Source organism: Yersinia canariae, assembly GCF_009831415.1.
Classification (GTDB): Bacteria; Pseudomonadota; Gammaproteobacteria; order Enterobacterales; family Enterobacteriaceae; genus Yersinia; species Yersinia canariae.
The window spans coordinates 3,596,133-3,622,360 of record NZ_CP043727.1; the positions used below are offsets into that span (position 1 = coordinate 3,596,133).

Below are 26,228 nucleotides of genomic sequence, written 5' to 3' on the forward strand. Positions count from 1 at the left end.
ACCCGGTCCCATACCGGGTTTTTTATCACTGGCCGGAGGAGAGACTGTATGTGGTGCTCACCTTATCTTCGCCCTTTCATTATTGCCCCGATACTTTTCGCCAGTTCTGCATGTACCCATATGGCCAATGACAGTTGGACGGGGAAGGACAAAGCACAACATTTCTTTGCCTCTGCTGCATTAGCGGCTGCGGGCACAGCTTATGGTGAACATCAAAATTGGTCAGATGCCAGAAGCCGCAATTTTGGTTTGCTGTTTTCGATAGGCATTGGTGCAGGTAAGGAACTGTATGACAGCCGCCAAGGTGGTACTGGCTGGAGTTGGAAAGACTTTGCCTGGGATGTTGCTGGCGCAGTCACCGGCTATAGTCTCTACCAGGCAGTCAACTGAGACAAAAATGGCCAAACAGGACAGTTAGCTTGAGGATGTATTTATATCCGAATATCGGTGTATTCGATTCGTCATCCATTCAATCACACCTAAAATGTACACATAAAAAAAGCCCTCTGCACAGCAGAAGGCTTTTCTATATCGCGCACATAGCAAAAACCCCACGCTTTTGGCATGGGGTCTCGGCTTGATTTGATGCCTGGCAGTGTCCTACTCTCGCATGGGGAGACCCCACACTACCATCGGCGCTACGGCGTTTCACTTCTGAGTTCGGCATGGGATCAGGTGGGACCACCGCGCTATGGCCGCCAGGCAAATTCTGTCTAAACTAACCCGCTATGCAATCCTACACACAGCCAGCCAGCCCAATCTCGGAACATCGCTGAAAATCTCTCTCAAATCACCAAAACACCTTCGGTGTTGTAAGGTTAAGCCTCACGGATCATTAGTACTGGTTAGCTCAATGCATCGCTGCACTTACACACCCAGCCTATCAACGTCATAGTCTTTAACGTTCCTTCAGGGGGCTTAAAGCCCCAGGGAAGACTCATCTCGAGGCAAGTTTCCCGCTTAGATGCTTTCAGCGGTTATCTCTTCCGAATTTAGCTACCGGGCAATGCCATTGGCATGACAACCCGAACACCAGTGATTCGTCCACTCCGGTCCTCTCGTACTAGGAGCAGCCCCTCTCAATCTTCCAACGCCCACGGCAGATAGGGACCGAACTGTCTCACGACGTTCTAAACCCAGCTCGCGTACCACTTTAAATGGCGAACAGCCATACCCTTGGGACCTACTTCAGCCCCAGGATGTGATGAGCCGACATCGAGGTGCCAAACACCGCCGTCGATATGAACTCTTGGGCGGTATCAGCCTGTTATCCCCGGAGTACCTTTTATCCGTTGAGCGATGGCCCTTCCATTCAGAACCACCGGATCACTAAGACCTACTTTCGTACCTGCTCGAGCCGTCACTCTCGCAGTCAAGCTAGCTTATGCCTTTGCACTAACCTCACGATGTCCGACCGTGATTAGCTAACCTTCGTGCTCCTCCGTTACTCTTTGGGAGGAGACCGCCCCAGTCAAACTACCCACCAGACACTGTCCTCACCCCGGATTACGGGGCCGAGTTAGAACATCAAACATTAAAGGGTGGTATTTCAAGGTTGGCTCCACGCAGACTGGCGTCCACGCTTCGATGCCTCCCACCTATCCTACACATCAAGGCTCAATGTTCAGTGTCAAGCTATAGTAAAGGTTCACGGGGTCTTTCCGTCTTGCCGCGGGTACACTGCATCTTCACAGCGAGTTCAATTTCACTGAGTCTCGGGTGGAGACAGCCTGGCCATCATTACGCCATTCGTGCAGGTCGGAACTTACCCGACAAGGAATTTCGCTACCTTAGGACCGTTATAGTTACGGCCGCCGTTTACTGGGGCTTCGATCAAGAGCTTCGCCTTGCGGCTGACCCCATCAATTAACCTTCCAGCACCGGGCAGGCGTCACACCGTATACGTCCACTTTCGTGTTTGCACAGTGCTGTGTTTTTATTAAACAGTTGCAGCCAGCTGGTATCTGCGACTGGCTTCGGCGCCGAGAGCAAGTCTCTTTACCTAATGCCAGCGTGCCTTCTCCCGAAGTTACGGCACCATTTTGCCTAGTTCCTTCACCCGAGTTCTCTCAAGCGCCTGAGTATTCTCTACCTGACCACCTGTGTCGGTTTGGGGTACGATTTAATGTTACCTGATGCTTAGAGGCTTTTCCTGGAAGCTTGGCATCAACTACTTCATCACCGTAGTGACTCGTCATCACACCTCAGCGTTGATAAGCAACCGGATTTACCAAGTCACTCCGCCTACATGCTTAAACCGGGACAACCGTCGCCCGGCTAGCCTAGCCTTCTCCGTCCCCCCTTCGCAGTAACACTAAGTACAGGAATATTAACCTGTTTCCCATCGACTACGCTTTTCAGCCTCGCCTTAGGGGTCGACTCACCCTGCCCCGATTAACGTTGGACAGGAACCCTTGGTCTTCCGGCGTGCGGGCTTTTCACCCGCATTATCGTTACTTATGTCAGCATTCGCACTTCTGATACCTCCAGCAACCCTCACAGGTCACCTTCAACGGCTTACAGAACGCTCCCCTACCCAACAACACCTAAGTGTCGCTGCCGCAGCTTCGGTGCATGGTTTAGCCCCGTTACATCTTCCGCGCAGGCCGACTCGACCAGTGAGCTATTACGCTTTCTTTAAATGATGGCTGCTTCTAAGCCAACATCCTGGCTGTCTATGCCTTCCCACATCGTTTCCCACTTAACCATGACTTTGGGACCTTAGCTGGCGGTCTGGGTTGTTTCCCTCTTCACGACGGACGTTAGCACCCGCCGTGTGTCTCCCGTGATAACATTCTTCGGTATTCGGAGTTTGCATCGGTTTGGTAAGTCGGGATGACCCCCTAGCCGAAACAGTGCTCTACCCCCGAAGATGAGTTCACGAGGCGCTACCTAAATAGCTTTCGGGGAGAACCAGCTATCTCCCGGTTTGATTGGCCTTTCACCCCCAGCCACAAGTCATCCGCTAATTTTTCAACATTAGTCGGTTCGGTCCTCCAGTTAGTGTTACCCAACCTTCAACCTGCCCATGGCTAGATCACCGGGTTTCGGGTCTATACCTTGCAACTAGACGCCCAGTTAAGACTCGGTTTCCCTACGGCTCCCCTATTCGGTTAACCTTGCTACAAAATATAAGTCGCTGACCCATTATACAAAAGGTACGCAGTCACACCACGAAGGTGCTCCCACTGCTTGTACGTACACGGTTTCAGGTTCTATTTCACTCCCCTCGCCGGGGTTCTTTTCGCCTTTCCCTCACGGTACTGGTTCACTATCGGTCAGTCAGGAGTATTTAGCCTTGGAGGATGGTCCCCCCCATATTCAGACAGGATGTCACGTGTCCCGCCCTACTCATCGAGTTCACAGCAAGTGTGTTTTTGTGTACGGGAGTATCACCCTGTACCCTGCGACTTTCCAGACGCTTCCACTAACACACAAACTGATTCAGACTCTGGGCTCCTCCCCGTTCGCTCGCCGCTACTGGGGGAATCTCGGTTGATTTCTTTTCCTCGGGGTACTTAGATGTTTCAGTTCCCCCGGTTCGCCTTGCATGGCTATGTATTCACCATGCAATAGTGCAACGAATTGCACTGGGTTTCCCCCATTCGGGTATCGTCGGTTGTAACGGTTCATATCACCTTACCGACGCTTTTCGCAGATTAGCACGCCCTTCATCGCCTCTGACTGCCTAGGCATCCACCGTGTACGCTTAGTCGCTTAACCTCACAACCCGAAGGTGTCTTTACAGACATCGTCGTATTGCGATCATTTGAGAGACTCTAATACAGGTTAATCCTTATCTCAGTAAATCTACGGAGAGATAAGTTTCAGCTGTATTGTTTCAATTTTCAGCTTGTTCCAGATTGTTAAAGAGCAATATTTCACAACACACTGAGTCTTACGACCGCAGTACGTTTTGAAATAATTTTTTATATGGTGGAGCTAAGCGGGATCGAACCGCTGACCTCCTGCGTGCAAGGCAGGCGCTCTCCCAGCTGAGCTATAGCCCCATATAAAAAGCAAATCACCTTATTGCTGCAACTCATTTTCAGACAAGGCACAGATACGCGACGTTTATTGTTATAAACGAGTGTGACTGTAACGCAGTATGGGGATGAGTTGGTGGGTCTGAGTGGACTTGAACCACCGACCTCACCCTTATCAGGGGTGCGCTCTAACCACCTGAGCTACAGACCCAACAAGGTACTAAAGCCCGACTAATTTCTCAGCCCGGCCTTATTTGCTCGTTACTTTCTATCAGACAATCTGTGTGGACACTGCGCAATGCGTATCGTTAGGTAAGGAGGTGATCCAACCGCAGGTTCCCCTACGGTTACCTTGTTACGACTTCACCCCAGTCATGAATCACAAAGTGGTAAGCGCCCTCCCGAAGGTTAAGCTACCTACTTCTTTTGCAACCCACTCCCATGGTGTGACGGGCGGTGTGTACAAGGCCCGGGAACGTATTCACCGTAGCATTCTGATCTACGATTACTAGCGATTCCGACTTCATGGAGTCGAGTTGCAGACTCCAATCCGGACTACGACAGACTTTATGTGGTCCGCTTGCTCTCGCGAGTTCGCTTCACTTTGTATCTGCCATTGTAGCACGTGTGTAGCCCTACTCGTAAGGGCCATGATGACTTGACGTCATCCCCACCTTCCTCCGGTTTATCACCGGCAGTCTCCTTTGAGTTCCCACCATTACGTGCTGGCAACAAAGGATAAGGGTTGCGCTCGTTGCGGGACTTAACCCAACATTTCACAACACGAGCTGACGACAGCCATGCAGCACCTGTCTCACAGTTCCCGAAGGCACTAAAGCATCTCTGCTAAATTCTGTGGATGTCAAGAGTAGGTAAGGTTCTTCGCGTTGCATCGAATTAAACCACATGCTCCACCGCTTGTGCGGGCCCCCGTCAATTCATTTGAGTTTTAACCTTGCGGCCGTACTCCCCAGGCGGTCGACTTAACGCGTTAGCTCCGGAAGCCACGCCTCAAGGGCACAACCTCCAAGTCGACATCGTTTACAGCGTGGACTACCAGGGTATCTAATCCTGTTTGCTCCCCACGCTTTCGCACCTGAGCGTCAGTCTTTGTCCAGGGGGCCGCCTTCGCCACCGGTATTCCTCCAGATCTCTACGCATTTCACCGCTACACCTGGAATTCTACCCCCCTCTACAAGACTCTAGCTTGCCAGTTTCAAATGCAGTTCCCACGTTAAGCGCGGGGATTTCACATCTGACTTAACAAACCGCCTGCGTGCGCTTTACGCCCAGTAATTCCGATTAACGCTTGCACCCTCCGTATTACCGCGGCTGCTGGCACGGAGTTAGCCGGTGCTTCTTCTGCGAGTAACGTCAATCACTGCAGTTATTAACCACAATGCCTTCCTCCTCGCTGAAAGTGCTTTACAACCCGAAGGCCTTCTTCACACACGCGGCATGGCTGCATCAGGCTTGCGCCCATTGTGCAATATTCCCCACTGCTGCCTCCCGTAGGAGTCTGGACCGTGTCTCAGTTCCAGTGTGGCTGGTCATCCTCTCAGACCAGCTAGGGATCGTCGCCTAGGTGAGCCGTTACCCCACCTACTAGCTAATCCCATCTGGGCACATCCGATGGCGTGAGGCCCTAAGGTCCCCCACTTTGCTCTTGCGAGGTCATGCGGTATTAGCTACCGTTTCCAGTAGTTATCCCCCTCCATCAGGCAGTTTCCCAGACATTACTCACCCGTCCGCCGCTCGCCGGCAAAGTAGTAAACTACTTCCCGCTGCCGCTCGACTTGCATGTGTTAGGCCTGCCGCCAGCGTTCAATCTGAGCCATGATCAAACTCTTCAATTTAAGATTTGTTTGATTTGCTATGAGTTAACATAGCGATGCTCAAAGATTACTTTCTGCAAATATGCATTCGAACCGAAGTTCAAATGTGTACTGCTTTGGTCACTCTTCAAGACTTTGATATTGCTTCTGCCTGCCGAAACAGGCTTCGATATCGTCTTGCGAGTGCCCACACAGATTGTCTGATAAATTGTTAAAGAGCAGTGCGTTATCAACCGGTGGTTGGTAACGCGAGGTGCGTATATTACGCTTTCCTCATTCAGAGTCAACTACTAATTTCGTTGATTTTCTCTGTTCTCTCTGCCGGCCACTCAACTACTTGGTTCGTTGTGTGCCGTCTCGATGGATGCGCATTATAGGGAGCCGCTTCAGAATGGCAAGGGTTTATATTAAAGTTTTTTCTGAATGCTGATAATTTGAACGCAACGACTACTTATGATGACGCATTTTTATTGCTTTTGGCAGATCAGCCAGGCTATTTAGCACCCAATCAGCCGCGGCTTCCCCCTCAGCACTCACGGGCTTACCCGTGCGGACCAACACTTTGGTCCCGACATTTGCCGCTAACGCTGCCTGCATATCCTCAATTTTATCGCCAACCATATAAGAAGAAGCCATATCAATGTTCAATTCACTTTGTGCTTGCAGTAACATGCCGGGCAATGGCTTACGGCATTCACATGTTTCGCGGAACTCCGCTACACTGCCATCGGGATGATGCGGGCAGAAATAGAGACCATCTAAATCAACACCGCGGTCAGCCAAGGACCAATCCATCCACTCGGTAAGGCTCAAGAATTGCTCTTCGGTAAAGATACCGCGTGCAATGCCTGATTGGTTAGTGACTAAAACCAGAGCAAAACCCATTTCTTTCAATTCACGGCAAGCATCAATAACGCCGTCTATAAACTGAAAATTATCAATTTCGTGGACATAACCGTGGTCGACATTAATTGTACCATCACGATCTAAAAATATTGCGGGGACGGGCTGAGTCACTTATTTGCTCCTAAGGGCTGTAAACCCCATTAGTATTGCATGTTTTATTGCCGATTGAGAATGGAAGAGAATCAGTGTTGCCAGTTGACTTGGCCGTCTAGACGCCTTAACATCCAATCCATACTTTGGTTTTGCCAAGGTTTACTTTTTATCTAGCCACGGAAATGACGATAAAATAAGAATAATATGATTAAACTTTCTCACATCAGCAAAGTGTTCCAGCAGGGCTCAGGCACGATTACCGCGCTTTCGGACGTCAGTCTGCACGTCCCGGCTGGCCAAATTTATGGCGTTATTGGTGCCTCAGGCGCCGGTAAAAGTACGCTGATTCGATGCGCCAATATGTTAGAGCGCCCTACCAGCGGGCAAGTACTGGTGGATGGGCAAGATCTCACCACTTTATCTGAAAGCCAACTGACACGGGCACGTCGTCAGATTGGCATGATTTTCCAGCATTTCAATTTACTCTCTTCCCGCACAGTATATGGCAATATCGCACTGCCACTAGAGCTTGATAACACGCCACGTGCAGATATAAAGAAGAGAGTTACCGAGTTGCTGGATTTAGTCGGGCTTGCCGATAAACAAGATGCTTACCCAGCGAATCTGTCCGGCGGGCAGAAACAACGCGTGGCTATCGCCCGTGCTTTGGCCAGTAATCCTAAGGTTTTGTTGTGTGATGAGGCTACCAGCGCGCTGGATCCGGCGACAACCCGCTCAATTCTCGAATTGCTCAAAGATATCAATCGCCGCTTAGGGCTCACTATTTTGCTTATCACACATGAAATGGATGTCGTGAAACGTATTTGTGATCAAGTCGCCGTAATTAGTGAAGGCAAACTGATTGAGAAAGACAGTGTCAGCGAAGTGTTTTCTCATCCGAAAACACCATTGGCTCAACAATTTATTCAATCAACTCTGCATTTGGATATTCCAGAAGATTACGCCCAGCGCATGACTCAAGAGCCAACCCAAGACCGGGTGCCACTGCTCAAACTGGAGTTCACTGGTCAGTCGGTTGACGCCCCGTTAATTTCACAGGCTGTACGTCGCTTTAATATTGATATCGGCATCCTGAGCTCGCAAATGGATTATGCCGGTGGCGTTAAATTTGGTGTCATGCTGGCTGAGCTGCATGGCGACAATCAGGATGGCCTCGCTGCCATCAAGTTCTTGCAAGATCATCATGTAAAAGTAGAGGTTCTGGGTTATGTCTGAGGCAATGATGTGGTTAATGGGCCGAGGCGTCTGGGAAACTCTAATGATGACGTTTGTCTCTGGCTTCTTCGGTTTTGTTTTGGGGCTGCCGGTTGGGGTTCTGTTGTATGTCACCCGCCCAGGGCAAATTATTGCGAACAATAAGATTTACCGCACTCTGTCTGGGGTAGTAAATATCTTCCGTTCCATACCTTTTATTATCTTATTGGTATGGATGATTCCATTCACTCGGATGATCGTGGGGACTTCCATTGGTTTACAAGCGGCAATCGTGCCGCTAACCGTCGGTGCGGCGCCGTTTATTGCCCGTATGGTGGAAAATGCCCTGCTGGAAATTCCATCCGGTTTGGTTGAAGCAGCCCGCGCAATGGGCGCTACGCCAATGCAAATCATCAAAAAAGTGTTGTTGCCAGAAGCCCTACCCGGCTTGGTGAATGCAGCAACTATTACCCTGATTACCCTGGTGGGCTATTCTGCTATGGGGGGTGCAGTCGGTGCCGGTGGCTTAGGCCAAATCGGTTATCAGTATGGTTACATTGGTTATAACGCCACTGTAATGAATACGGTATTAGTATTATTAGTTATTTTGGTTTATCTGATTCAGTTCAGTGGCGATCGGATCGTAAAAGCCGTTACCCACAAATAGTCATTAACACATAAATTACCCAGCGACGGTCTCACACAGCGGCGCATCTTAACGAATGTCTATAGAGGAAAGGATATGTCTTTAAAATTCAAATCTATCGCGGCAGTCAGTGCATTGATTGGTACTCTGGCACTGGTGGGTTGCGGCCCTGCGGAAAAAGATCCAAACCACATTAAGGTAGGCGTAATTGTCGGCGCTGAGCAACAAGTTGCTGAAGTTGCTCAGAAAGTTGCAAAAGACAAATACGGCCTGGATGTTGAGCTGGTCACGTTTAACGACTATGTATTACCAAACGAAGCACTGAGCAAAGGTGATATTGACCTGAATGCGTTCCAACATAAACCTTATTTGGATCAGCAAATTAAAGATCGCGGCTACAAACTGGTTTCTGTCGGTAACTCATTCGTTTACCCAATTGCTGGCTACTCTAAAAAAATCAAATCATTGGAAGAATTACAGCCGGGTTCTCAGGTAGCACTGCCCAATGACCCGACTAACCTAGGTCGTTCTCTGCTGCTGTTGCAAAAAGTAGGTTTGATTAAACTGAAAGACGGCGTTGGTCTGCTGCCAACAGTACTGGATGTTGTTGAGAATCCTAAAAATCTGAAATTGGTTGAACTGGAAGCTCCTCAACTGCCACGTTCTTTGGATGACCAACAAATTGCTTTGGCAATCATCAACACCACTTATGCTAGTCAAATCGGCCTGACTCCAGCGAAAGATGGCCTGTTTGTCGAAGACAAAGAGTCACCTTACGTCAATCTGATTGTTGCCCGCGAAGATAACAAAGATGCGGAAAACGTGAAGAAATTCGTTCAAGCTTATCAATCTGACGAAGTTTACGATGCAGCAAACAAAGCGTTCAACGGTGGCGCGGTCAAAGGCTGGTAATGGCCAATTGGCTATTTTGCTGAATACTACGTTTACTAAATTCAGTGTTTGCTAAATATATTGCAAGACGGGCTATGGCCCGTCTTGTTATTTGCATAATAGATTGCTTCAATAGCGCCTCCTAAATAAAAAGGCTGAGGAATTTCTATGCGTGCGTTACCTCTGTGTCTGTTAGCTCTCTCGCTAACTGGATGTTCCGTGCTTCAATCAAAGCCATCCACCACAGAAAATCCGGTTAAGCAACCGACTCCGGTCATCAAACCCAGCCCTACGGTAGCCCCGCGGCCGGCGCCGGTAAAACTTTATAAAAGTGCAGAAGAGCTTGTAGGTAAGCCTTTTCGTGACTTAGGCGAAGTGTCTGGTGAATCTTGCCAATCCACGGTTCAAGACTCCCCGCCGAGTATCGCCACCGCCCGTAAGAGAATGCAGGCTCGCGCATCTTATATGAAAGCCAATGCAGTCTTACTGCATCAATGTGAAATACAAAGTGGCGTCCCCGGCTGTTACCAACAAGCCGTGTGTCAGGGTTCTGCACTGAATGTTTCATCAAAATGAGTGTATTTTCCTTTAATCAGATCGGCGTCATCCGCTCGCCCTATAAAGAAAAGTTTGCAGTGCCGCGGCAACCCGGTCTGATTGAAGATGGCGGTGGTGAGTTACAGCTATTAGCTCCCTATAATCAAGCAGAAGCTGTGCGAGGCCTGTCTGACTTCAGCCATTTGTGGGTGATGTTCGTTTTTCATCAAACCATGGATGGTGGCTGGCGTCCAACCGTCCGCCCTCCTCGCCTGGGCGGCAATGCCCGAATGGGAGTATTTGCCACCCGTTCCACATTTCGGCCCAACCCGATTGGCATGTCCCTAATAGAGTTGAAAGGGGTACGGATCCAAGGGGCAGAGGTTATTTTGGAGCTAGGCAGTTTGGATTTAGTTGATGGTACGCCCGTGATTGATATCAAACCCTATTTACCTTTCGCGGAGAGCCAACCCCATGCGCGGGCAGGTTTTGCTCAAACAGCACCTGATGCAAATATGCCAGTGAGCTTTTCCCACACTGCCGAACAACAGTTAGTACAGCAACAACAGCGTTACCCATATTTACGGCGTTTTATTTCTCAGATTTTAGCGCAAGACCCGCGCCCGGCCTATCGCAAAGGTGATAGTGAAAGCCGAGAATATGCAGTTCTGCTACTGGAATTTAACGTGCGCTGGCGGGTTATTGAAGGCCAAACGGAAGTCTTATCACTTGACCCACGCTAAATTTCACCCTGCTCTCTTTTGACAACCCGTACTCGCTGTTAAACTAAACCACTTTTACTTTTTTGGCTGCCTCTATTTGTTGCAGTGCTAATGGAACCAAAACATCATGCGTACTAGCCAATATTTGCTCTCCACTCTGAAGGAGACTCCTGCTGATGCTGAAGTAATCAGTCACCAACTGATGCTCCGTGCCGGGATGATCCGTAAACTGGCCTCAGGTCTTTATACCTGGTTGCCGACCGGGGTCCGTGTGTTGAAGAAAGTCGAAAACATCGTACGCGAAGAAATGAATAACGCCGGTGCAATCGAAGTTTCAATGCCGGTCGTACAACCCGCTGATTTGTGGCAAGAAAGTGGTCGTTGGGAACAATATGGCCCTGAATTGTTACGTTTTGTTGATCGTGGCGAGCGTCCTTTTGTGCTCGGCCCAACCCATGAGGAAGTGATTACTGACCTGATTCGCGGTGAGATCAACTCTTACAAACAGCTGCCGCTGAACTTCTTCCAAATCCAAACCAAATTCCGTGATGAAGTTCGGCCACGTTTTGGTGTAATGCGCGCCCGTGAATTCTTGATGAAAGATGCTTACTCTTTCCATACAACTCAGGAATCATTGCAGGAAACTTATGACGCGATGTATGCCGCTTACAGTAAGATTTTCGAGCGTATGGATCTGAATTTCCGTGCAGTGTTGGCAGATACCGGTTCAATCGGTGGCAGCGCATCTCACGAATTCCAAGTGCTGGCCGACAGTGGCGAAGACGATATCGTGTTCTCAACTGGCTCAGATTATGCCGCTAACATCGAGTTCGCTGAGGCGCTGACGCCATCTGAACCACGGGCGGTAGCAACTGAAGAACTGCGTATCATTGATACCCCGAATGCGAAAACCATCGCTGAATTAGTCGAACAGTTCAAACTGCCGATTGAGAAAACAGTGAAAACCTTAATGGTTCATGCTCACGAAGAGAGTGGCCATAAGTTAGTTGCTCTGCTGGTCCGTGGTGATCACGAACTAAATGAGATTAAAGCGGAAAAATTACCACAAGTAGCCCAGCCGCTGACCTTCGCGACTGAAGAGGAAATTCGTGCAGTTATCGGCGCAGGCCCAGGTTCATTAGGGCCGGTTAACCTGCCGCTGCCGGTTGTGATTGACCGCAGTGTGGCGGTGATGAGTGACTTCGGTGCTGGCGCTAACATCGACGGCAAACATTACTTTGGTATTAATTGGGAACGTGATTTGCCACTGCCACAGGTTGCTGACCTGCGTAATGTTGTTGAAGGTGATATCAGCCCTGATGGTAAAGGCACGTTGCAAATCAAACGCGGTATTGAAGTTGGTCACATCTTCCAGCTAGGAACCAAATATTCAGAAGCGATGAAAGCGACTGTTCAAGGTGAAGATGGCCGCAATCAAGTGATGACCATGGGTTGCTACGGAATTGGGGTGTCTCGCGTAGTTGCAGCGGCGATTGAGCAGAATCATGATGACCGCGGTATTATTTGGCCAGATGCTATTGCGCCATTCCAGGTCGCTATTTTGCCGATGAATATGCATAAATCTTTCCGAGTTAAAGAACTGGCGGAAGAGTTATATAACACCCTGCGCTCACATGGCATTGACGTTATTCTCGACGATCGTAAAGAACGCCCGGGCGTGATGTTTGCTGATATGGAGTTGATTGGCGTGCCACACAATATTGTTATTGGCGATCGCAATCTCGACAGCGAAGAAGTGGAATATAAAAATCGTCGTGTCGGTGAGAAGCAAATGATTAAAACCAGTGAAATCATTGATTTCTTGTTGGGTCAAATCAGACGTTAATTAGCTATAAATATAACGCCGCCAGAGTGTGAACAACAACTGGCGGCTTTTTTATTACTGCAACCCACTGATTCTATTGGCTATCACAGCTTTTATTGGCATTAAACTGAATATCGCCTGCCGGGATCAGTGTCTTATCTGACTGCCCTTCTTCCATTGATGGTCGAATATCAAAATGACCATTGAGAGTCAGAAATACAGGTTCCCCAACATTTTTACGGGCTTTTAAATACCCCTTTTCCAATGAGATATTATTTTCTACTGGGAAAGTTTTGCCCGTAGCGCAGTCGGTAAATACCGCAGCATCCGCAAAGTATTTATACATACCACTTAGCGACATCGGCGTCTTAGGTAAAGGCTGATTGCTAGGTACCAACTGATAATTCAATTTAGATTCAATTGGCAAACCTTGTTGATCGAGCATAACCAGGTTTTTACCCACAGGCCGGAAATAACGTTTTTCCCCCTGCGCAGTCGTTAATACTAATTTGTCTGCCGTACGTGCCCACTGACCATATTCGGCAAAAGCTGGATCGCCATTTTTATTGTCAGCAGAATGATTTGCACCACGATAAATCTCTTTCAAGACAAATGTTCCGTCACTGTCGAGAAACAATGAAGTATCCAAACCACTGCAATCTGCACAAGGCAAAAGGCCCTGATAACTTTGCTGCATTGGCTGTAAAACCTGCTCAACAGGTTGATGCCGGTTATTACAACCTAATAATGACAATGCACCTACTGCCAAAAACAGCGTTATTGTTAATTTACTCACAGTCATTCTCCCATACTGTGGCCGATATATAAGGAATGAAACCGCAGAAGCCCCCAATATAGGCAGGCATCAGCATCATTCCTGATGTATTTTACCGCGCAGCGCTTTTGTCGCCCCTTTGCGGACTTTACCTTCAACTCGCCTGATTTTTGAACCCTTAGTCGGCTTTGTCGCCCGGCGTGTTTTTTCTACCACCATAGCCTGGCGGATTAATGCCACCAACCGCGCTAATGCAGCCTCACGATTCATATCCTGACTACGGTATTCTTGCGCTTTGATAATGATGACCCCCTCGGCGGTCATCAGATGGCTATTTAACAATAATAACCTTTCTTTATAGTACTCTGGCAGGCTTGAGGCCTTAATGTCAAAGCGCAAATGAATAGCCGTTGAGGTTTTATTAACATGTTGCCCGCCCGCACCTTGAGCGCGGATAGCCGTCAATTCAATCTCACTGTCGGGTAGGCTGACATTATTGGATATAATCAACACGCTTATTGCCCATCGCCTTGCCATTCATCAAAACTAATTTCCAGACTATTCTTATCATCTGATAACCAAATAGTTCCCTCTTGCAGCGTGGCTTGCAATGACATATTGCGCTGAGACAACGCTGCTAACTTTGCCATCTGTTCATCATCAAGGAAGAGCACCCGAAGATTACGGTGCCCGGACAACTTGTCCTGAACCTGCGGCCACCATACTTTAGCGGCCCTTTCGCTATAAGCATAGAGCACAACTTGCTGTGATTGGTTACACGCCTTGCGCAACCTTTTTTCCTCGGGGAGCCCGAGTTCGACCCACAATTCGATACCATTATGATCATTGTGACGCCAAATTTCTGGCTCATCATCAGCGCTTAAGCCCTTGGTAAACAACAAGCGCTCATCAGCATGACAAATCCATGCCAGTAAACGCAGCATCATGCGCTGGTCAGTTTCGGATGGGTGTTGCGCGATGGTCAAGTTAACATCCTGAAAAAAATTACGATCCATATCGGCAATGTTAACGGCGGCTTTATGGATGGTTGCTTTTAGTGCCATGGGTGACCTCTTAATTATCTGGCTAATAGTGTACTTGATAAGGTCCGCTAGCATCCAGCCCGGTATAAATGGAGTTATTAGTGGTATCAATACTAAAAAGAAAGCTTGGTTCTGGCTCTAATATCTCTAGCACTCCTGTGCTATAGTCCTTATAAGTTCAGAGTTTATCTTCGTGGGTTGACAGTGTGGTGTTTCCGCTGAGAATCTACCGGGTTAAACTTTTCCAGGAGGATTACCGTGCAGCAATACTGTGAATTAGTACGCCGTTTTTATGCGCAAATAGCTAGTGGTGACCAGGGCTATGTGTCAGATGCACTGGGTTGTGTATTGAAAGCATTGGACGAAGTTGCGGCTAACGACGCACTTCCGTCCTCCGTTAGGGAACAGGCGGCCTTTGCCGCCGCTAACTTATTGGTGAGCGATTATGTCGATGAGTGAAGAGTATCAACCCATCAATTGTGATGACTACGATAATCTGGAACTCGCCTGCCAACATCACCTGATACTGACGTTGAAGTTGAGAGGCGGTGAGATCGTAGAAGGTAAAGCTAGCGATCTGCTGCTGAGAAAAAAGGTCGAATACCTGATTGTCGAGCAGGAAGGGACAATGCGTGAGTTACGTCTTGACCACATAGCCAGCTTCAGTCACCCCGAAATCGGGACGGTGGTAGTAAGTGCATCATAGTTTCTGCACCGTTAAGACGGGCCACTTTTCAGTGGCCCGTTTTGCATTCAGAGCTGACCAATCTGCTTTATAAACCCAATAGACTTCAAGGTTCAGACCAGTTGCACCGATGAGCTTATATAAGTAAATTTAAGGCTTTAAACTCGCATAATAAGCAGCCAAATCAGAGATATCATCGTCGGTTAAAGGGGTTACATAAGCCTGCATCACTCCAGCTTGCCCACCCGTCCGCTCTCCTTTTTTATACGCTTTTAATGATTGCTCTAAATACATGGCATTCTGCCCGGCCAGGTTAGGATACATAGGGACAGAAACCTTACCCTGTGCACCATGACAAGCTACACAACTGGCTGACTTTGCACGACCTGCTTCAATATCATTTTTTGCCAGTGCCGAAAAACTACATAAACTGAATACGACCAGACTAACGACTAATTTCATCATTGCTCCTCAAAAATTAACAATCTTATTTATTCTTATTATTCGATTCCGGTTTGGCCCAATGAAGGTGCCAACACGGTTCGCTTTCTTTAGCTTGCCCCATCTGAGTGACAAAAACACCTGCCGCAGCAATTAATTGCTCACCAAAATACACCAGCGGAATACGTTCCCGCTGCCATGGCGGGATACCTAGCTCCTGCCATATTTTCTTACTGTGGCGCGAATGATGCCGCCCGACAATCTTGATATCCCCTTGCAAACCAAAGCGTATGCTTATTTCTTCACCAATGGCGGGAACCTTAATGGCTTGCCCAGCCTCTGTCGCAAAGCTCAGCACCCCAAGGTGAGCAGGTAAAATCAAAGGCGCGGGCACAGCCGCCACTTGGTCAGATGTTGCCTGAACTTTAGCCCAAAGCAGATGTGATATTCGTATTTCTGTCTGTGCTGGTAACAGATATAAATATTGCCTGAAACGGCGAACCTGATGGGCACCAACCATTAATTGAGGCTCGGCATCTTGCCTGGCCATCGCCACTTCCAACCACAAACGTTGCAGTTGACTCTGCGATGGCATTGAGGCACCTCGCTCAGCTAACCAACGGCGTAATATTGCTGCGCGCTTAACCTCTGAGGCCAGTAATAACCCCTCGACGGACAGCGCGCCCTCAGTATTTTGCAGTTGCTGCAGATTCTCGGCCAGCAACTCATCCAACAGTTGCTCCTGCTCCGCACATAAACTGGCGCTGCGCGCGGTAGCTTGAGCAAAATGTGGCCAGCGCTGATTCAGCAAAGGTAAGACTCTTAATCGTAAGAAATTGCGATCGAAACGATCATCCTGATTACTGTCGTCTTCAATCCATTGCAGATGCTGCGTTCTGGCATAGTTCTCTAATATTTCACGAGAAAATGTTAATAATGGCCGCCATAGCTGGCTGTGAGCAAAAGGCATTTTAGCCGCCATTGCGGATAAGCCCGCGGGACCACTGCCGCGTTTAAGGGCCAGCAGGAAGGTTTCACATTGATCATCTAAATGCTGGGCAGTAAGCAATACTTCATTGGCGGCTAAATGTGAGGTAAAAGCCTCATAACGAGCGGTTCTTGCCGCCGCCTCAATACCCGCATGACGCGTATCAATACTGACGCGCACCACTTCCAGTGGAATTTTCCATTGCCGACACTGTTGCTGACAATGCTTTACCCAACTATCTGCTAGTGGGTTTAAACCATGGTGAATATGAATAGCGCGAATCATCAAATCAGGAATAAGTTGATCACGCAGGCAAACCAATAAATGTAGCAATACACTGGAATCGAGGCCACCGCTGAACCCAACCAAAACATGCCGATGTTCTCCCAATTGCGCGAATAATGGGTTAAGTAACACATTGGGTGTAGCAGAAGTGGCGCTCATCTTATTCCGGTGTCAATTCATAGAGTTCCAGAGGTAAACCATCTGGGTCATTAAAGAAAGTAAAATGTGATTGTGTATAGGGATCAATGCGAACTGCTTCGCAAATCACACCGGCGACTTCAAGTTCCCGTACTGCCTGCTCAATATCATCAACTTGAAAAGCCAAATGCCGTAAGCCACATGCTTCCGGGCGGCTGGGACGAGCGGCAGGAGAAGGAAAGGAAAATAGCTCAATCGTATACTGACCGTTTAACGCCAGATCAGCTTTCCACGAATCCCGTGCTTCACGGTAAACTTCGCTCATGAGGCGAAAACCCAATACATCGCAGTAGAATTTTTTGCTGGCTTGATAATCTGAGCCAATGATTGCAATGTGATGAACCTGACGTATTGCCAGCATATATCACTCCAACTCATTCATTTATATTGAGAACATTGACCCAGTAACGCCCATCATCATCGCGCGTGGCACCGTGTATATCGGTTTCAAATCCAGGGTAATGTGCGCCAATAGCACAAAGCATTAGGAGGAAATCCAATACTGCGCGGCTCTCTTCGGTGATCATTTCCCCTGGCATCACCAATGGAACACCCGGCGGATAAGGTAAAATCATATTGGCGACCACCTTGCCAATCAGATCAGCCATATCACAAGCAACTATATTACCGCGGATCTGCTGCTGAAACATGTTATATGGCGTGAGTTTCATCTCAGGCAACACATTAAATGACTGGCGCATCAGACGAGGTAAATCATGCCGACGGATCATTTTATGGATACCCGTAGCCAGATCCTGAATGCGCATATGGCGGTAAAAATCCGGATCTTCAGCAAACAGATCCGGCAGCATATTTTTAACTCGCAAATTAAGATCAAAAGCACGTTTAAAGTCAGTCAGGCCACGCAATAAACTCATTGCCTTGGTTTTATCAATACCAATAGTGAATAAAAACAGCAAATTATAAGGCCCGGTTTTCTCAACCACGATCCCGCGTTCATCCAAAAACTTTGCGACCAGTGCCGCAGGGATCCCTTCATCTTCAAGCCCCCCTTCACTGCTCATTCCCGGCATCAAAATAGTTACTTTTATCGGATCAAGATACATATGATTAGCATCTGCATGGCTAAAACCATGCCATTTTTGCCCAGGTTGTAGTGGCCAACAGGTTATTTCGTCGATATCTTCCGGCTGCCAAACATCAAAGAACCAATTATCACTCTCTGAACGTAGTCGGCGGACTTCTTTGCGAAAATGCATAGCTCGCTCAATAGAGCGCAAGATCATTCGGCGACCAGGGTTACCCCGCATCATTGCAGCCGCTGTTTCCATCGAAGCAACAATCCCATAATTGGGTGAGGTGGTGGTATGCATCATATAAGCTTCATTAAAAGTGCTTTCATTGTAATCACCTTTAATATGAATCATGGATGCTTGAGAGAATGCGGCCAATAATTTATGTGTTGATTGCGTTTCATAGAATACTTTCCCCGCAATTCGCTCACCACTCATGCCACTCTTACCCTCATAAATTTCATGAAAGTTAGTATAAGGAACCCAGGCGGAATCAAAGTGAATGGAAGGTACATCTAATGTCTGCTTAATATAATCAGTATTATAGAGTAAACCATCATAGGTAGAATTAGTTATTACCGCATGCACCGGCCAACTGGCATTGCTCGTCTGCGCAACTTTTGCCGTAATAGATTCCTTGGTAAATTCATGCTGCGGGATTCCGCCTAAAATGCCATAAGCATTACGCAGTGGGCACAAATAGAGAGGAATAATATCGCTCATCATCAAAAGGTGCGTCAGAGACTTATGGCAATTGCGGTCAATCAGTACTGTACTTCCCGCGGGGGATGAATACATGCCAATAATTTTGTTTGCCGTTGACGTGCCATTCGTCACCATATAACTCTGTTCGGCATTGAAAGTACGGGCAATATATTCCTCAGCCTCCAGATGTGGCCCGGTGTGATCGAGTAATGAGCCAAGTTCAGTGACGGATATTGAAATATCTGCTTTGAGAGTATTCGCACCAAAGAAGTCATGGAACAAACTTCCAACGGGACTTTTTTGAAAAGCCGTTCCCGCCATATGTCCGGGTGTACAAAAAGTATACTTACCTTCTTTGACGTAATTGAATAAAGCTTTGGTTAAAGGCGGAGTAATGCTATCCATATACTCTGCCGTATATTGTTCAATATGTTGCGCAATATCTTCAGCAGCATTCAGAGTATATTCAAAGAAATAAAGTGCCATGCGCATTTCATTCAAACTAACGTCCAATGACGACGTTGTATTAATAAATGCGTAAAGTGGAAGATATTCGTTTAGCTCATTAATCTCAGCGCAAAGCTCTGTGCTGTGCTGGTCCCAATCAAAGATAACACCAATAATTCGCTCGTTATGCTCAATAAGTTTGAGCAGATCACTACGGCTCTTAGGATAAACTAGCTGAAAACCTCTGGCGAGCAGAGCATCATTCAACTCTCGTATGGGTTCATCTTTATAGTAAACCCCCATTGGCCCCATGATTGCGATGATATTCATTGATGAATCCTCAAATTGTTCACTCACTATCTATAACAACATGAAAATTCAACACAGGGTACCTTTTACTTTAAAATTATGAGGTTAAACATTATTTTGAGATAAATACCTAATTAACATTTTTGATATTAAAAAATATTATTTGGGTCATTTAAACACGTCCCTCACCAGAAGGGAGGCGATAACATTGCATAATGACTTGATCGTGTTAGCCGAGTGCTTATAAACAAAAAATCCGGTACACAATAAATGTACCGGATTTCATTATCTGACTTAAGTGATCAGCTATGTGGGTTACCTAAGTGCTATGACTCAACAATAACCATAATTCATCAGACGCTGATAACGACGATTTAATAACTCTTCGTTATTCAGAACATCCAGATCACTGAGATCAGCCAGAAGTTGTGCTTTGAGTGAGGCCGCAATCGCTAAATAATCACGATGCGCGCCACCTAAAGGCTCAGGGATCACCGAATCGATCATTTTCAGTTCTTTCAAACGATGCGCTGTAATACCCATGGCTTCTGCGGCTAACGGTGCTTTATCAGCACTTTTCCACAAAATTGAAGCACAGCCTTCTGGTGAGATAACGGAATAAGTGCTGTATTGCAACATATTCACTTTATCGCCAACACCAATTGCCAATGCACCACCAGAACCACCCTCACCAATGACGGTACAAACGATAGGTACATTCAGGCGAGACATCTCACGCAGGTTGCGTGCAATGGCTTCAGATTGACCACGCTCTTCAGCGCCGACACCAGGATAAGCCCCCGGCGTATCAATGAAAGTAATGATTGGGAGCTTAAAGCGCTCAGCCATTTCCATTAGACGCAATGCTTTACGATAACCTTCTGGTGCTGGCATGCCAAAGTTGCGACGAATCTTTTCTTTGGTTTCACGGCCTTTTTGATGACCAATGATCATCACCGGGCGGCCATCCAGACGAGCAATACCACCGACGATAGCTTTATCATCGGCATAGGCGCGATCACCTGCCAGTTCTTCGAAATCGGTAAAGATATTAGCGATATAATCCAGGGTATAAGGGCGACGAGGATGGCGTGCCAATTGGGCAATTTGCCATGCACCGAGATCCGAGAATATCTTCCGCGTCAGCTCGACACTTTTCTCACGTAGACGCTGAACCTCTTCGTCCAGATTAATATCTAATTTTTCGTCTTGACGGCTGACTGCGGTCAGCGAGTCAATTTTCGCTTCCAGCTCTGCAATCGGCTGTTCAAAATCAAGAAAATTCAGACTCATAGCATTCCTATTTTAGTCAAATTCCAGTTCCACCTGCTCATTACCTACCAACGTTCGCAAATCTATCAATAAGCGATCGGTGGGCGTCACGCGCCATGTGGCTCCAAACCGCAGCCGGGCGCGAGCATCTTCCCGTTGGTAATAAAGATGCACTGGGATCGTCCCCGCTCGATGGGGTTCCAACGACTGACGGAGACGGTTCAAAAGCTGGTCATCAATTTGCCTGTCGGTCAGCGATATAGCAAGCCCACGGGCATATTTTTCACGAGCTTCACTGATGTCCATTAACTCACGGGCGGTCATTTTAAGTCCACCACTAAAGTCATCAAAGCTGACCTGTCCAGTGGCTATCAGGATACGGTCTTTTTCCAACAAATGCTGATATTTTTCCAACGCATCGGTGAATAGCATGACCTCAAGACGCCCAGAACGGTCATCTAACGTACAAATGCCAATACGATTTCCGCGTTTTGTCACCATAACCCTTGCAGCGATAACTAATCCCGCAGCCATGGTCATTTTGCCCCGATCCGTCGGGTGCATATCTTTCAAACGCAGCCCACCGGCATAGCGTTCTATTTCCTTCAGATACTGGGTAATTGGGTGGCCAGTCAGGTACAACCCCAGCGTTTCCCGCTCACCATCTAAAACAATCTGCTCCTGCCACGGCGGCACATTAGCATAAGATTGCTCAACCTGCTCAGGTGCATCTGCCAATACACCAAACATATCAACCTGACCAATAGCTTCTGCTTTGGCATGTTGGTCTGCTGCTTTTAATGCTTCACCTAACGAGCTCATTAATGCGGCACGGTGCGGCCCCAAACGGTCAAAGGCACCGGACATAATAAGCTTTTCTAAAATCCGACGATTGAGTTTTTTAGTATCAACTCTGGCACATAAATCAAATAACTCTTTGAAATAGCCGCCCTCTTTACGGGCTTCCAGCATGGCCTCAATCGGCCCTTCGCCAACACCCTTGATGGCGCCGATACCATAAACAATTTCACCTTCATCATTTACATGGAAATGATACAGGCCGCTGTTGATATCAGGAGGCAGAATTTTCAGCCCCATACGCCAGCATTCATCAACCAGCCCAACCACTTTATCGGTGTTGTCCATATCGGCCGTCATTACCGCCGCCATAAACTCAGCCGGGTAATGTGCTTTCAACCACAAAGTTTGGTAAGAGACTAAAGCATAAGCTGCGGAGTGTGACTTGTTAAAACCGTAACCAGCAAATTTCTCTACCAGGTCAAAAATCTTAATCGCCAATTCACCGTCAACACCTTGGCTTTTCGCACCATCTTCAAATACAGAGCGCTGTTTTGCCATCTCTGCCGGGTTCTTCTTACCCATCGCACGCCGCAACATATCCGCGCCGCCGAGTGAATAACCAGACAGAACCTGAGCAATCTGCATAACCTGTTCTTGATACAAGATGATGCCATAAGTTGGCTCAAGCACCGGTTTTAGAGATTCATGCTGCCATTCAATATCAGGATAAGATATCGCTTCACGGCCGTGTTTACGGTCAATAAAGTTATCAACCATCCCCGATTGCAACGGGCCTGGGCGGAACAGCGCCACCAATGCAATCATATCTTCGAAGCAGTCAGGTTTCAGCCGCTTGATAAGGTCTTTCATACCTCTGGATTCAAGCTGGAATACTGCTGTCGTTTCAGAACGTTGCAGCATATCGAAGCTTTTTTTATCATCCAGCGGAATAAACGCAATATCAATCGGCTCTAATCCGGTTTTCGCGCGCCGAGCGTTTATCATTTCTAACGCCCAGTTAATGATAGTAAGTGTTCGCAAACCAAGGAAGTCGAACTTTACCAGCCCGGCATATTCCACATCATTCTTATCGAATTGGGTAACCGGGTTATTGCCTTCCGCGTCGCAGTATAGCGGCGCGAAATCGGTAATTTTTGTTGGCGCGATAACCACCCCACCGGCATGTTTACCGGCGTTACGTGTTACCCCTTCCAACTTGCGCGCCATATCAATTAGCGCCCTGACCTCTTCATCTGCCTCATAGATTTCAGGCAGTTGCGGTTCCGCAGCGAAAGCTTTCTCCAGCGTCATACCGGGATCTAGCGGGACTAATTTCGAAATCCGATCGACAAAACCGTAGGGGTGACCCAAGACACGACCCACGTCGCGGATAACCGCTTTGGCCGCCATAGTCCCAAAGGTAATTATCTGAGAAACCGCATCACGACCATACATATCCGCAACGTGTTCAATCACCAGATCGCGCTTCTCCATGCAAAAGTCGACGTCGAAGTCGGGCATTGATACACGTTCTGGGTTTAGAAAACGTTCAAACAGCAGATCAAATGCCAGCGGATCAAGATCGGTAATCTTCAGTGCGTAAGCAACCAGAGAACCTGCACCAGAACCACGCCCTGGTCCTACCGGCACCCCGTTATCTTTTGACCACTGGATAAATTCCATTACTATCAAGAAGTAGCCCGGGAAGCCCATCTGGTTGATAACTTTTAGTTCTATTTCCAGACGTTCATCATAGGCTGGCCGTTTTTGCGCCCGGATTTCAGAATCAGGGAATAACAGTTCCAGTCGCTCTTCTAAACCTTGTTTAGACTTTTCAACCAGGAAATCTTCGGTGCTCATATCCCCGGTTGGGAATTGCGGTAGGAAATATTCCCCAAGCCGGATAGTCACATTACAACGTTTGGCGATTTCAACACTGTTGGCCAGTGCCTCAGGAATATCCGCGAACAGCTCACACATCTGCTCTTCATCACGCATAAACTGCTGAGGGCTATAATTTTTAGGCCGCTTAGGGTCAACAAGTGTAAAACCGTCGTGAATGGCAACACGAATCTCGTGGGCATCAAAATCTGATTCATCAATAAAACGCACATCATTGGTCGCCACCACGGGCAAACCCCGTTCGGTTGCCAATGCTACAGCGGCATGCAGATAGTTTTCTTCATCCGGCCGACCGGTGCGAATCAATTCTAGATAATAACTGTCAGGGAAATGTTCTTGATAAAATTCAAGACACTGATCAACCTGAGTATGATTACCACGCAGAATAAACTTGCCAACATCCCCCATCCGACCACCGGATAGCAGAATCAGCCCTTCTTTATGTTTAATCAGCCAGTCACGGTCAATGATAGGGCCAGCAGCACCATATCCGCGTTGATAAGCTTCAGATATAAGTAAAGTAAGGTTTTGATAACCTTCATTATTGCGAGCCAGGACAGTCAGGTGAGCTAATTCATCACCCAAGATTTCACTTTGCACATAGAAATCTGCGCCAATGATGGGTTTGACCCCAGCACCATGAGCGCTACCGTAAAATTTTACCAAACCGCACAGGTTAGTAAAATCGGTAATGGCCAGAGCGGGCATGCCTAATGCGGCAGCTCTCTTCACCAAGGGCCCAATCTTGGCTAATCCATCGATCATGGAATAATCGCTGTGAACACGTAGGTGGACAAAACGAGGTTCGGCCATATCCAGACACCAGAAATTAGTAGATTGAATCGTATCCTCAACAACTCATTGCCAAGGAATCATATCCATATGTTATGGATGTTGTTCTATGATTTACACCAGACCCAACACGCGCTTGACTGGGCCAAAACTACGGCGGTGATGCTCAGTTGCCCCAAAAGTTGCCAATTTTTCTAGGTGGATGGCAGTTGGATAACCTTTGTGTTGTGCGAAACCATATTCAGGGAAATGGAGATCTAGCTCAGTCATTTCACGATCACGCGTTACTTTGGCCAGAATTGAAGCGGCACTGATCTCCGCGACTCGACTGTCACCTTTCACTACAGCCAATGACGGCATAGGGAGTTTTGGGCAACGGTTGCCGTCAATCAAGACATAATCGGGAGTAATATGTAGCCCGGCTACCGCTCTTTGCATTGCCAGCATAGTCGCGTGCAAGATATTAAGATGGTCAATCTCTTCAGGTTCAGCGCGCCCAAGGCTCCATGATAAGGCCTTGTCCGTAATTTCGTCATAAAGTGACAAACGACGCTTTTCGCTCAGTTTTTTGGAGTCGGCTAAACCCACTATTGGCCGTTTAGGATCGAGAATAACCGCCGCAGTGACAACCGCTCCCACTAAAGGGCCACGCCCCACTTCATCCACACCCGCAATCAGATTTGCCTGTGGATAAATAAAGATATCTGTCATCGTCCTGCTAACTCCAATACAGCCTGTGCCGCCTGTTCATCCGCACCACAGCGGATGCTCTGATGTAAAATCAGGAAGCGTTCTTTTAAGGCCTCAATCGCCTCACCACCTTGTAATAGCGGCAACAATGCATCGGCTAATTTCTGTGGTTGACACTCTTGTTGCAACAACTCTGTCACGAGCTCTTCGCCAGCCAATAAATTAGGCAATGAGACATAAGGGGTTTTGACCAGCCTTTCGGCTAACCAGAATGTGAAAGGTTTCATGCGATAGCCAACCACCATGGGACATTTGGCCAACATGCATTCTAGTGCAGCAGTACCTGAAGCCAGCAACGTTGCATCGGCAGCAATCATCGCCACACGGGCCTTGCCATCCAATAAATGTACCGGTAGCTCAGGTGCAACCTCAGCTTTAATGCGCTCAAATTGCTCGCGCCGCTTGCTGTTAACAAGAGGGACCAACACGGCTAAATCAGGCAGTTGCTGCTTCAAAATAACCGCTGTGCGCAGAAAATCATCACTGAGCATTTCGACTTCAGAATGGCGACTACCCGGTAGCAATGCCAAACAAGGTGTATTTTCTGCAATGCCTAGCTCTACTTTTGCCGCGAGCTTATCGGGAGTGAGCGGCATGGCATCTGCCATGGTATGGCCGATAAAACGACAGGGAACATTGAAACGATCGTAAAACGCTTTTTCAAAAGGAAGAAAGGCGAGCACCATATCGGTCGCTTTACCAATTTTGAAAACACGCTTTTGTCGCCAGGCCCAAACGGATGGGCTGACATAATGAACAGTTCGGATACCACGCTGTTTCAAACGCCCTTCGAGGGTAATATTGAAATCTGGGGCATCGATACCCACAAACACATCCGGCGAGAGCTCACTAAAGCGTTGAGTCAGCTCTTTTCGGATTTTTAGCAGACGTGGCAGACGTTCTAATACTTCAACAACACCCATCACTGCCAATTCTTCCATCTCGAACCAAGCTTCACATCCTTCAGCTTGCATCAGGGGGCCGGCGACACCAACAAAACGGGCATCAGGAACCTGAGCTTTCAGCGCACGAATCAATCCTGCACCTAAGATGTCGCCAGATGTTTCGCCAGCGACTAAACCGATAGTTAAAGGACGTCCGCCGCTTAACGGACGATCAACAGGTAATGGGTTATTTTGCATAAA

At 47.8% G+C, this 26,228-nt stretch carries 21 protein-coding genes, 2 tRNA genes and 3 rRNA genes; 9 read left to right on the plus strand and 17 right to left on the minus strand.

Annotated features, from left to right (window positions below; all coding sequences use genetic code 11):
• Nucleotides 1–48: 48 nt before the first annotated feature.
• Nucleotides 49–390, plus strand: coding sequence for a YfiM family lipoprotein (locus F0T03_RS16565; protein ID WP_159679547.1), 342 nt, complete (start codon nt 49–51; stop codon nt 388–390).
• A gap of 197 nt (nt 391–587) precedes the next feature.
• On the opposite strand, the gene rrf is transcribed toward F0T03_RS16565, so the two are convergent.
• From rrf to gmhB, 6 genes are all read right to left on the minus strand, one after another.
• Nucleotides 588–703: ribosomal RNA gene (gene rrf / locus F0T03_RS16570) — 5S ribosomal RNA — on the minus strand.
• A gap of 111 nt (nt 704–814) precedes the next feature.
• Nucleotides 815–3,723 (minus strand): 23S ribosomal RNA (locus F0T03_RS16575).
• A gap of 211 nt (nt 3,724–3,934) precedes the next feature.
• Nucleotides 3,935–4,010: transfer RNA gene (locus tag F0T03_RS16580), tRNA-Ala, on the minus strand.
• 110 nt (nt 4,011–4,120) lie between these two features.
• A tRNA-Ile gene (locus F0T03_RS16585) sits at nt 4,121–4,197 on the minus strand.
• Between the two features lie 102 nt (nt 4,198–4,299).
• Nucleotides 4,300–5,842: ribosomal RNA gene (locus F0T03_RS16590) — 16S ribosomal RNA — on the minus strand.
• The 16S, 23S and 5S rRNA genes sit together here with 2 tRNA genes alongside, the layout of an rRNA operon.
• Nucleotides 5,843–6,268: 426 nt before the next feature.
• Entirely contained in the window at nt 6,269–6,838 is a 570-nt protein-coding gene (gene gmhB, locus F0T03_RS16600; protein WP_159679549.1) for a D-glycero-beta-D-manno-heptose 1,7-bisphosphate 7-phosphatase, read from the minus strand.
• Nucleotides 6,839–7,024: 186 nt separating this feature from the next.
• Between gmhB and metN the strand changes: the two genes are divergently transcribed.
• The 6 genes from metN to proS all read left to right on the plus strand — a co-directional run bounded on the left by metN (nt 7,025) and on the right by proS (nt 12,677).
• On the plus strand, nt 7,025–8,056 hold the full coding sequence (gene metN, locus F0T03_RS16605) for a methionine ABC transporter ATP-binding protein MetN (RefSeq protein ID WP_159679551.1): 1,032 nt from the start codon (nt 7,025–7,027) through the stop codon (nt 8,054–8,056).
• The gene (locus F0T03_RS16610; protein WP_050078607.1) at nt 8,049–8,702 is read left to right on the plus strand and encodes a methionine ABC transporter permease MetI; all 654 of its coding nucleotides are present in this window, start codon (nt 8,049–8,051) and stop codon (nt 8,700–8,702) included. Before metN ends, F0T03_RS16610 begins: the two co-directional genes overlap by 8 nt.
• 75 nt (nt 8,703–8,777) lie before the next feature.
• Nucleotides 8,778–9,593, plus strand: coding sequence for a MetQ/NlpA family lipoprotein (locus F0T03_RS16615; RefSeq protein ID WP_042569242.1), 816 nt, complete (start codon nt 8,778–8,780; stop codon nt 9,591–9,593).
• A gap of 147 nt (nt 9,594–9,740) precedes the next feature.
• Nucleotides 9,741–10,148 (plus strand): Rcs stress response system protein RcsF, encoded by a 408-nt coding sequence (gene rcsF, locus F0T03_RS16620; RefSeq protein WP_145555938.1) that lies wholly within the window; start codon nt 9,741–9,743, stop codon nt 10,146–10,148.
• The gene (gene tsaA, locus F0T03_RS16625) at nt 10,145–10,852 is read left to right on the plus strand and encodes a tRNA (N6-threonylcarbamoyladenosine(37)-N6)-methyltransferase TrmO (RefSeq protein ID WP_159679553.1); all 708 of its coding nucleotides are present in this window, start codon (nt 10,145–10,147) and stop codon (nt 10,850–10,852) included. The genes rcsF and tsaA overlap by 4 nt, the downstream gene beginning before the upstream one ends.
• Before the next feature lie 106 nt (nt 10,853–10,958).
• Nucleotides 10,959–12,677, plus strand: coding sequence for a proline--tRNA ligase (gene proS, locus F0T03_RS16630; protein WP_159679555.1), 1,719 nt, complete (start codon nt 10,959–10,961; stop codon nt 12,675–12,677).
• 73 nt (nt 12,678–12,750) lie between these two features.
• Here the strand turns inward: proS and nlpE are convergent, their stop codons facing one another.
• From nlpE to F0T03_RS16645, 3 genes are all read right to left on the minus strand, one after another.
• Nucleotides 12,751–13,452 carry an envelope stress response activation lipoprotein NlpE gene (gene nlpE, locus F0T03_RS16635; RefSeq protein ID WP_162526968.1) on the minus strand — a complete coding sequence of 234 codons (702 nt, stop codon included), beginning with the start codon at nt 13,450–13,452 and terminating at the stop codon, nt 12,751–12,753.
• A 75-nt stretch (nt 13,453–13,527) separates the two neighbouring features.
• The gene (gene arfB / locus F0T03_RS16640; protein WP_145555942.1) at nt 13,528–13,944 is read right to left on the minus strand and encodes an alternative ribosome rescue aminoacyl-tRNA hydrolase ArfB; all 417 of its coding nucleotides are present in this window, start codon (nt 13,942–13,944) and stop codon (nt 13,528–13,530) included.
• Between the two features lie 2 nt (nt 13,945–13,946).
• Entirely contained in the window at nt 13,947–14,495 is a 549-nt protein-coding gene (locus F0T03_RS16645) for a YaeQ family protein (RefSeq protein ID WP_159679557.1), read from the minus strand.
• A 237-nt stretch (nt 14,496–14,732) separates the two neighbouring features.
• On the opposite strand from F0T03_RS16645, the gene F0T03_RS16650 reads away from it, so the two are divergent.
• Entirely contained in the window at nt 14,733–14,933 is a 201-nt protein-coding gene (locus F0T03_RS16650; RefSeq protein WP_004391680.1) for a YaeP family protein, read from the plus strand.
• Nucleotides 14,920–15,180: a Rho-binding antiterminator gene (gene rof, locus F0T03_RS16655; protein ID WP_002218374.1), complete on the plus strand. Its 261-nt coding sequence runs from the start codon at nt 14,920–14,922 to the stop codon at nt 15,178–15,180. Before F0T03_RS16650 ends, rof begins: the two co-directional genes overlap by 14 nt.
• A 129-nt stretch (nt 15,181–15,309) precedes the next feature.
• On the opposite strand, the gene F0T03_RS16660 is transcribed toward rof, so the two are convergent.
• From F0T03_RS16660 to lpxB, 8 genes are all read right to left on the minus strand, one after another.
• Nucleotides 15,310–15,624: a c-type cytochrome gene (locus tag F0T03_RS16660; protein WP_145555944.1), complete on the minus strand. Its 315-nt coding sequence runs from the start codon at nt 15,622–15,624 to the stop codon at nt 15,310–15,312.
• Nucleotides 15,625–15,646: 22 nt separating this feature from the next.
• Nucleotides 15,647–17,032: a tRNA lysidine(34) synthetase TilS gene (tilS, locus tag F0T03_RS16665; protein WP_159679559.1), complete on the minus strand. Its 1,386-nt coding sequence runs from the start codon at nt 17,030–17,032 to the stop codon at nt 15,647–15,649.
• 1 nt (nt 17,033) lies between these two features.
• Nucleotides 17,034–17,432: a VOC family protein gene (locus F0T03_RS16670; RefSeq protein ID WP_145555946.1), complete on the minus strand. Its 399-nt coding sequence runs from the start codon at nt 17,430–17,432 to the stop codon at nt 17,034–17,036.
• 13 nt (nt 17,433–17,445) lie between these two features.
• On the minus strand, nt 17,446–19,587 hold the full coding sequence (locus tag F0T03_RS16675; RefSeq protein WP_159679561.1) for a lysine decarboxylase LdcC: 2,142 nt from the start codon (nt 19,585–19,587) through the stop codon (nt 17,446–17,448).
• Between the two features lie 312 nt (nt 19,588–19,899).
• Nucleotides 19,900–20,859, minus strand: a complete 960-nt coding sequence (gene accA / locus F0T03_RS16680; RefSeq protein ID WP_077175360.1) for an acetyl-CoA carboxylase carboxyl transferase subunit alpha — start codon at nt 20,857–20,859, stop codon at nt 19,900–19,902.
• Nucleotides 20,860–20,871: 12 nt separating this feature from the next.
• The gene (gene dnaE, locus F0T03_RS16685; RefSeq protein ID WP_159679563.1) at nt 20,872–24,354 is read right to left on the minus strand and encodes a DNA polymerase III subunit alpha; all 3,483 of its coding nucleotides are present in this window, start codon (nt 24,352–24,354) and stop codon (nt 20,872–20,874) included.
• Between the two features lie 93 nt (nt 24,355–24,447).
• The gene (gene rnhB, locus F0T03_RS16690; RefSeq protein WP_159679565.1) at nt 24,448–25,044 is read right to left on the minus strand and encodes a ribonuclease HII; all 597 of its coding nucleotides are present in this window, start codon (nt 25,042–25,044) and stop codon (nt 24,448–24,450) included.
• Nucleotides 25,041–26,225 (minus strand): lipid-A-disaccharide synthase, encoded by a 1,185-nt coding sequence (lpxB, locus tag F0T03_RS16695; protein WP_159679567.1) that lies wholly within the window; start codon nt 26,223–26,225, stop codon nt 25,041–25,043. Before lpxB ends, rnhB begins: the two co-directional genes overlap by 4 nt.
• Nucleotides 26,226–26,228 lie beyond the last annotated feature (3 nt).

Bases quoted from the DNA above. Each gene is read 5' to 3' on its own strand.
- F0T03_RS16565 (WP_159679547.1), top strand. From the start codon at position 49: ATGTGGTGCTCACCTTATCTTCGCCCTTTCATTATTGCCCCGATACTT.
- metN (WP_159679551.1), top strand. From the start codon at position 7,025: ATGATTAAACTTTCTCACATCAGCAAAGTGTTCCAGCAGGGCTCAGGC.
- F0T03_RS16610 (WP_050078607.1), top strand. From the start codon at position 8,049: ATGTCTGAGGCAATGATGTGGTTAATGGGCCGAGGCGTCTGGGAAACT.
- F0T03_RS16615 (WP_042569242.1), top strand. From the start codon at position 8,778: ATGTCTTTAAAATTCAAATCTATCGCGGCAGTCAGTGCATTGATTGGT.
- rcsF (WP_145555938.1), top strand. From the start codon at position 9,741: ATGCGTGCGTTACCTCTGTGTCTGTTAGCTCTCTCGCTAACTGGATGT.
- tsaA (WP_159679553.1), top strand. From the start codon at position 10,145: ATGAGTGTATTTTCCTTTAATCAGATCGGCGTCATCCGCTCGCCCTAT.
- proS (WP_159679555.1), top strand. From the start codon at position 10,959: ATGCGTACTAGCCAATATTTGCTCTCCACTCTGAAGGAGACTCCTGCT.
- F0T03_RS16645 (WP_159679557.1), bottom strand. From the start codon at position 14,495: ATGGCACTAAAAGCAACCATCCATAAAGCCGCCGTTAACATTGCCGAT.
- rof (WP_002218374.1), top strand. From the start codon at position 14,920: ATGTCGATGAGTGAAGAGTATCAACCCATCAATTGTGATGACTACGAT.
- F0T03_RS16660 (WP_145555944.1), bottom strand. From the start codon at position 15,624: ATGATGAAATTAGTCGTTAGTCTGGTCGTATTCAGTTTATGTAGTTTT.
- tilS (WP_159679559.1), bottom strand. From the start codon at position 17,032: ATGAGCGCCACTTCTGCTACACCCAATGTGTTACTTAACCCATTATTC.
- F0T03_RS16670 (WP_145555946.1), bottom strand. From the start codon at position 17,432: ATGCTGGCAATACGTCAGGTTCATCACATTGCAATCATTGGCTCAGAT.
- F0T03_RS16675 (WP_159679561.1), bottom strand. From the start codon at position 19,587: ATGAATATCATCGCAATCATGGGGCCAATGGGGGTTTACTATAAAGAT.
- accA (WP_077175360.1), bottom strand. From the start codon at position 20,859: ATGAGTCTGAATTTTCTTGATTTTGAACAGCCGATTGCAGAGCTGGAA.
- dnaE (WP_159679563.1), bottom strand. From the start codon at position 24,354: ATGGCCGAACCTCGTTTTGTCCACCTACGTGTTCACAGCGATTATTCC.
- rnhB (WP_159679565.1), bottom strand. From the start codon at position 25,044: ATGACAGATATCTTTATTTATCCACAGGCAAATCTGATTGCGGGTGTG.
- lpxB (WP_159679567.1), bottom strand. From the start codon at position 26,225: ATGCAAAATAACCCATTACCTGTTGATCGTCCGTTAAGCGGCGGACGT.